Raw genomic sequence first — 6,842 nt, 5'->3', positions numbered from 1 at the left:
TAAACCTGCTCGAGTTCCTGCTTTTCTTCGAGGATCTTCTATTTTTGATAAATGGTCAAATAAGGACAATAGTTCTTCTTTTTTGCGAATATAATAAATAATTAAACAAACGTGACAGCCCTGAAGTATAAAGGGGAAATTACTGAAATTTTACTCAACAACAAACTGCTGATTGAATGTAGTTTTATCTGTTTTTACGGATAAAATATAGATCCCTTTTTCTATATTTTCTAGTTTTATTTTAGTTAAACTTTCTCTCTGAAAATTCACTTTTTACCCCAAAGAATTATAAATTTCAATCAAACTATTTTCTTCTATATTTTCGATTGTAAGAACATCTTTCACAGGATTTGGATATACAGAAAGAATATTAGAACCTATTTCTTGCACAGCCAAATCATCTTCTGCAATGATTTCTACATCATAATCTTCTGTTTCTCCCCAATCGAAAGCAACTTCACCTTCTCCTAAATCATAATCGCAAGGAAGAACAATTGGATCTTCACCTGTTGGAAAAGAAAAAGAATATGCATCATCTTCATAAATTCGAACTCGCATTCTAGTTTTTCCTAGTTTGGCATTCGCAGGAATTGTAAAACTATAAATCAAAGGATTCATTCCTGAAGGAAAAATACTTTGTTCTATTTTCTCAGATTCTTCAAATATTTCGTCTCCATTAAAATCTATCCAAGCAGCGATTCCGTGAATAGAAACACCATCATCATGTGTGATTTTTAATTCATACGTTTCTTCTTTTTGCAATTTTGTTGCCTCAATATTATCGTAATAAACGTAGTGAGGTAACGCAAATTGTGTATCACCAGACTCATTACTCAAAGTATTCAATTCTACTTTTGAAATATACTTTTCTACATCCATAAATTCTCCACCTGAAAAATCTCCAGAGCAATATGGGGCAGCATCTGTAGATTGTGCATGAGAAATAAATGCTGTAAATAAGCTAGCAATTAGGGTAATTTTTTTAATCATAATTTTGTTTAATAAAATGTTTAAGAGATGTTTTTTGTTTCGATTTGAAATCATTAATCAAATCATGAAAACATTGTAAAGCTATTATTAAAATTTTCATTCATTTTTAAAACAACTATATCATTTATAAATTACAACTCGAATTTTATAAATATAAAGTTTGTTTCATCTTATCAGCTCATAGCTTTATCTGTTTATTTTTCAAGTTGTAAATAATTTTCTTTTTATAAATGAAAGGACCATTTTTAGAAATAAGTGTTCTTTATTTTATATAAACACTTTTTATAGAATCATAGGTACATTTTATAGAAAAAGGTGTTTTCGAATAGGGTTTCATTTGGCATTGTCGTAATTTTATAGAAAAATAATTTAGTATGGAATCTACACAGAAAATAAACGCAGAATCTATCATTTCCAACTTCATGGAATATGTGTTGGAAAACGAAAAAGCTCCAAAAACTGTTTATGCTTTTGCTAAAAAATACAATTTTGAGGAATCGGAATTTTACGACTATTTCAGTTCGTTTACACATTTAGAAAAAGAAATTTTCAAAGCATTTTTGGATAATACCTTGGCTCTATTAAATCAAAATGAAGATTATCTACAATTTCCTGCAAAAGAGAAACTGATTTCTTTCTATTATACTTTCTTCGAACTTTTGACTGCAAACAGAAGCTATGTTGTTTTTATGTTGAAAGATTATAAAGGAAAACTGGAAACTCTTGGAATGTTGACCGAATTGCGTAAAAGTTTCAAAGCTTATATCAAAACTTTAGAAATTGAAACAATTGATTTAAAACAAGAAAAAATCAAGGAATTTCAAGAAAAAGGAATGGAAGAAGCTGCTTGGATTCAATTTATGTTAACGATCAAATTTTGGTTAGAAGATACTTCAAAAGGCTTTGAAAAAACAGATATTTTCATTGAAAAATCAATTCAAGCAAGTTTTGATATCATGGACACAAAAGTATTGAACAGCATTCTGGATTTTGGAAAATTTATATTTAACGAAAAAATAAAAAGAGAAAGATGAAGTCAATTGATAAAATACCCACAACAAAAATCCAACGAGCTACACAACTTATCGGAACTGGAGCAAAAGTTGGTGTCAATTATCTAAAATATTTTGGAGATAAATTGACCTCTTCGGAAGCGGAAGCCAAAGAAAGACTAAACGAATCAAACGCTACAGATATTTATGACGGACTAAAAAACTTAAAAGGTTCGGCTCTGAAAGTTGCACAAATGCTAAGCATGGAAAAAAATCTTTTGCCTCAAGCTTATGTAGAAAAGTTTTCACTTTCGCAGTTTTCTGTTCCACCACTTTCTGCTCCTTTGGTGATTAAAACTTTCCATAAATACTTCAAGAAAAATCCAAATCAAGTTTTTGATAAATTCAATTTAGAATCTGTAAATGCTGCAAGTATCGGTCAGGTGCATATTGCAGAAAAAGATGGAAAAAAATTGGCTGTAAAAATCCAATATCCAGGAGTTGCAGATAGTATTTCGTCCGATTTAGCTTTGGTAAAACCAATTGCAATCAAAATGTTCAACATTCAAGGAAAAGATTCGGATAAATATTTCAAGGAAGTTGAAGATAAATTGAAAGAAGAAACAGATTATGAATTGGAATTAAAGCAAAGTGTAGAACTAGCAAATGCTTGTAAGGATATTCCGAACTTACTTTTCCCAAATTACTACAAAGATTATTCTTCAGATCGAATTTTGACCATGGATTGGATGGAAGGAGAACATCTTTCGGAATTCTTGAAAAGAGACGATATAACAGATGAACAAAGGCAGAAATTAGGACAAGCTTTATGGGATTTTTATATGTTCCAGATTCATCAAATCAAAAAAGTACACGCAGATCCACATCCCGGAAATTTCTTAGTTTCTAAAGATTGTGAGTTGATTGTATTAGATTTTGGATGTGTAAAACATATTCCGGATTCTTTTTATGTTCCTTATTTTGAGTTGGCAGAGAAGAAAAATTTAGAAGATGTAGAATTTTTCAAGAGTAAATTAATCGAATTAGAGATTTTAAAACCAGAAGACACTGAAGAAGAAATTCATTTCTTTATGGAATTGTTCCATGAAATGCTGAGTTTATTCACGCAACCTTTCCATGAGGAAACTTTTGATTTTTCGAGTGAAGACTTTTTTGGTAAAATCGCTGAATTGGGTGAGCGCTACTCTAAAGACACCAAAATTAGAAATATGAATGGAAATCGTGGTTCTACACATTTTATTTATATCAATCGAACTTTCTTCGGGTTGTATAATTTAATGCATGACATTAAAGCTACAAACGTGAAAATTCATACTTATTATGATAAAGGAATGGAATAAAGTGAATACTTAGAAATGATATGACTTCGTTCAGTCACCAATTAAAAACCAAAAGCTATAACTTCATTATTATAGCTTTTTTTCTGTTTCAAATTTTAACTTCTTATTACAATCTCTTTAACAAAACTTAGAAGAAACACGTAATACCTTTACACCTATTACTATCTAAACAATTATATATGAAAGGCGATAAGCATTATGATGAAATTGCTAATGAGTACAAAGAATCTAAAGAATTATCTTTCAGAAAAGTAGTTGAAAAATATTCAATTAATTTGATGTTAGGTAACATTGAAGGAAAAGACATTTTAGACTTAGCATGTGGTGAAGGAATTTACTCACGAATGATGAAAAATGAGGGAGCCAAAAGTGTTTTTGGTGTCGATATCTCTCATGAAATGATTGAACTGGCAAAAAAAGCGGAAAAAGAAAACCCAATCGGATGTTCTTATGAAGTGAATGATGTATTTGATTTTAAACCAAAAAAAGAATTTGATATTGTTACAGGATTTTATCTTCTGAATTATGCACAAACAAGAGAAGATTTAAAAAAAATGTGTCAAGTTCTTTTCAATTCTATCAAAAAAGGTGGAAAATTTATTGGTTTTAATGACAATCCAATGAACAAAAAAGAAAACTATGGTTCTTACAGAAAGTATGGTTTTATCAAAGAAACAACTCCAGAAAGAGAGGAAGGAGCTTTTATAAAATATACAATGTTTAATCATGGAGAAGATGGATTCACTTTTAATAATTATTATTTGAGTGAAAAAACTTACGAAGAAGTTTTCAAAGAAGTTGGATTTCAAAATTTCAAATGGGTAGAAGGAAAATTAGATCCGAAAGAAAAAGGAAATCCTTTTTGGGATGATTTCATGAAAGATCAACCATTTATAGGAATGACCGCAGAGAAAATTTGACTCATTAGGTAGTAATAAACTGAGAGAGATAGTAATAAACTGAAGGATAGAAGAGGTTTTCAATTAATTTTGAAAACCTCTTTTTTTATTTTCTCACATATGCACCCGTTCCTATGATATAATCGCCATCTTCCGCATCTTTTATCAAGCGAACCAAAGCAAATTTTTGTTCAATTTCATTGGTTAAAGGTTCAAAATAAAAATAAGTAACCCAACCACTTTCCGGATAACTAAAAGTTGCTGTTTTAATAATATCTTGTACCGGATTTCTACCAGTTTCCGTATCTACATAATTATAAAAATTCTTTCCAACATCTTGTGGTCGCACAGCATTTGCAATCATCGTTCCGTCCAACTCATCAACAAAAACATAATATTCTTCGTTGTAATTATTTGCATTAAAATAATCTACAGCTTCCGATTTCGTATGTGATTCTGCATAAGCTATCGATTCATTTAAATAATTTTCGATAAACACAACGGTTTCTTCAGACAGACAATTTTGGTAGTTAGGACAAATTTCAAAAAAATGAAAATCATCATCATCATGATCACAACCAAAAACAAACAAAACCGCAATTATTAATAAAAACTTTTTCATCTTCTCTCCTATTTATTTTTCTACAAAATTTTTATTCCCAAAAATGATTTTCTCACCATCTTTTTCAATGCTACTTACAATCGCATAAATTTGTTGCAATTTTTCCGAGCTAGGATTTTCAGCAAAATGCGAAGTCCAATTATTTTCTCCCAAAGTACTCGTAGAATTTATAATATCCTGTATGTAGTAACTTCCCGTAATTCGGTCTATTGACTCATATAAATTTTGCCCTTCCGTATACGGCGTATGATTATCAATCAGCACATTTCCTTCCGAATCCAAAATAAAAAGAAACGGATTTTCCTCTTTTTTGGTTTTGAAAAATTCTACAATTTCAGCCGTCGAATAAAAATCAAAGTGCGCTCTTGTTTTTTCCAAATCATTTTGCAAAGTCTCAATTTGCGAAGACTTTAAACAAATCTGATAATTCGGACAAAAATCCACAGGCTCAAAAGCCGGATCATCATCATCAATACAAGAAATAAAACTGATAAAAATTAATAAGTAAAAAATTCTCTTCATAATATCATCTTTAAACAGATTTTATGAGAGGAAGAATTTAAAGGTTTTCAAATATTTTCTTGGGCGAATCCTTTTTTCTTCGTTTTAAAAAACTCAGAAAAAGGTCGGGCTTTCCGCTACAAGTTTTACTTTTCCAAAAAAGTTTTTTTAAAGAATCCGTGGGCTTCTAAGGTCGCCTCCGTTTCAAAAAAAAACTAAATTTTGCAAAAACAAAAGCTTTCCACTTCAATCCCTTTCGCATAAAATTTAAGAAAATCATTAAAAGAACATTTTATCAAAAACAAGATCCTAAAAAATAAATATCAAAACCTAGCAGAATTTAATTCCCCTCTTGAGAGGGGTTAGGGGTGTGTAAAATTCCGCAGAGTTTTCCAATACAATAATGTTACATAGAATCTTTTCTTCTTCCACATCATTCATCATCATTAATCTCTTTTAAATTAATAATTAAAAACAGCATAGATTCTAAAAAATATCTCAAAAAAATGATAAAATTCTACGAATTAATTATCTCCACCATTTTCTTAGTTAGTTCTCGGATCCAAAACAATTTTAATCGCAGGAGGTCTATATCTTTCACGACTATGATGACGAGTACTTTTAAGATTTACAAACTTGTAATCTTTTGTAATATTTTTTTCACTAATTCTAAATGTATCAAGAAATACATTATGTTTTGAAGAAACGGTACTTATATCTAATTGCTTATCTCTAGTATAATTCATATAACCTGCAAAAATTTTTGTTTTTGTAGTATTTTTAATCTGTGCAATAGGAAATTCTACCCATTTCCTTTTAATTTTTCCTTTAATAATAAAAGGTTTATGAACAGGATATATGTGAATTTTATTTACATCATTAATACTATCTGCCAAAAATAAGACAGGTAGTATTTTAGTTTCTTCATGAAAAGTTGCTCCTATTCTTAAAAACATTTTTTTAACCAATACATCTGTATCAATAGGAAAACTAATAACTTGTCCAATTCCATATGCAGAATGTCCTTTGTAGTTATATTTTAATCTTAAAAAACCTTTATGATATGTTCCAATAGTATATTCTTTATTATCAATAAAAACCTCTCCCAAAGCAATTTGTTTATTTACATAAATCTTTTCCTTTCTAAACGCTTTTTGGGTTAACTTTTCTTTATACCAGGAATCAAATTTCAAGATAATAGAATCTGCTTTTCGTATAGTCTTTTTTTCTAGCTTAATTTTAAAATTAGCATCAGGGATGTGTTTGGTTTCTTTTTCATTCACATATACAGAAAGACTATAATTTTCTATTACTTTATCATTTCCATCATTAATAAAAACAAATTCATTTTGCGCATAATTCTTAAGCGTGATAAATAGAAATAATATTATTTTTTTCATATTGTTTTTTAACAAAATAAGTAGCCTAAAATTAATCAAACTACTTATCAAATATAATATTATTTAACATATCTCAT

General features: G+C 29.2%; 8 protein-coding genes. 3 read left to right on the top strand and 5 right to left on the bottom strand.

Features of this window, described 5'->3' with window-relative positions; translation table 11 throughout:
- Positions 1-150: 150 nt before the first annotated feature.
- Together I0K12_RS22245 and I0K12_RS21040 are read right to left on the bottom strand one after the other, a co-directional pair.
- Positions 151-270, bottom strand: a complete 120-nt coding sequence (locus tag I0K12_RS22245) for a T9SS type A sorting domain-containing protein (RefSeq protein ID WP_196890161.1) — start codon at positions 268-270, stop codon at positions 151-153.
- A gap of 3 nt (positions 271-273) precedes the next feature.
- Positions 274-990, bottom strand: a complete 717-nt coding sequence (locus I0K12_RS21040) for a GEVED domain-containing protein (RefSeq protein WP_196890160.1) — start codon at positions 988-990, stop codon at positions 274-276.
- A gap of 374 nt (positions 991-1,364) precedes the next feature.
- Here I0K12_RS21040 and I0K12_RS21035 point away from each other — a divergent pair, with 374 nt between their 5' ends.
- The 3 genes from I0K12_RS21035 to I0K12_RS21025 all read left to right on the top strand — a co-directional run bounded on the left by I0K12_RS21035 (position 1,365) and on the right by I0K12_RS21025 (position 4,263).
- A complete protein-coding gene (locus I0K12_RS21035; RefSeq protein ID WP_196890159.1) occupies positions 1,365-2,024 on the top strand; it encodes a TetR family transcriptional regulator C-terminal domain-containing protein in 660 nt (219 codons plus the stop codon).
- A complete protein-coding gene (locus I0K12_RS21030) occupies positions 2,021-3,343 on the top strand; it encodes an ABC1 kinase family protein (RefSeq protein WP_196890158.1) in 1,323 nt (440 codons plus the stop codon). Before I0K12_RS21035 ends, I0K12_RS21030 begins: the two co-directional genes overlap by 4 nt.
- Positions 3,344-3,522: 179 nt before the next feature.
- A complete protein-coding gene (locus tag I0K12_RS21025) occupies positions 3,523-4,263 on the top strand; it encodes a class I SAM-dependent methyltransferase (protein ID WP_196890157.1) in 741 nt (246 codons plus the stop codon).
- A gap of 85 nt (positions 4,264-4,348) precedes the next feature.
- Here I0K12_RS21025 and I0K12_RS21020 read toward each other — a convergent pair whose 3' ends face one another.
- The 3 genes from I0K12_RS21020 to I0K12_RS21010 form a co-directional block, all read right to left on the bottom strand.
- Entirely contained in the window at positions 4,349-4,864 is a 516-nt protein-coding gene (locus I0K12_RS21020) for a cache domain-containing protein (RefSeq protein WP_196890156.1), read from the bottom strand.
- Positions 4,865-4,876: 12 nt separating this feature from the next.
- Entirely contained in the window at positions 4,877-5,386 is a 510-nt protein-coding gene (locus I0K12_RS21015) for a cache domain-containing protein (RefSeq protein WP_196890155.1), read from the bottom strand.
- Between the two features lie 524 nt (positions 5,387-5,910).
- Entirely contained in the window at positions 5,911-6,765 is an 855-nt protein-coding gene (locus tag I0K12_RS21010; RefSeq protein ID WP_196890154.1) for a hypothetical protein, read from the bottom strand.
- Positions 6,766-6,842 lie beyond the last annotated feature (77 nt).

The organism is Aureivirga sp. CE67 (assembly GCF_015767245.1).
Taxonomy (GTDB): Bacteria; Bacteroidota; Bacteroidia; order Flavobacteriales; family Flavobacteriaceae; genus Aureivirga.
The sequence above is the reverse complement of the archived record's forward strand: the minus strand, read 5'-3'. Positions and strand labels throughout refer to the sequence as shown.

Bases quoted from the DNA above. Each gene is read 5' to 3' on its own strand.
- I0K12_RS21040 (WP_196890160.1), bottom strand. From the start codon at position 990: ATGATTAAAAAAATTACCCTAATTGCTAGCTTATTTACAGCATTTATT.
- I0K12_RS21035 (WP_196890159.1), top strand. From the start codon at position 1,365: ATGGAATCTACACAGAAAATAAACGCAGAATCTATCATTTCCAACTTC.
- I0K12_RS21030 (WP_196890158.1), top strand. From the start codon at position 2,021: ATGAAGTCAATTGATAAAATACCCACAACAAAAATCCAACGAGCTACA.
- I0K12_RS21025 (WP_196890157.1), top strand. From the start codon at position 3,523: ATGAAAGGCGATAAGCATTATGATGAAATTGCTAATGAGTACAAAGAA.
- I0K12_RS21020 (WP_196890156.1), bottom strand. From the start codon at position 4,864: ATGAAAAAGTTTTTATTAATAATTGCGGTTTTGTTTGTTTTTGGTTGT.
- I0K12_RS21015 (WP_196890155.1), bottom strand. From the start codon at position 5,386: ATGAAGAGAATTTTTTACTTATTAATTTTTATCAGTTTTATTTCTTGT.
- I0K12_RS21010 (WP_196890154.1), bottom strand. From the start codon at position 6,765: ATGAAAAAAATAATATTATTTCTATTTATCACGCTTAAGAATTATGCG.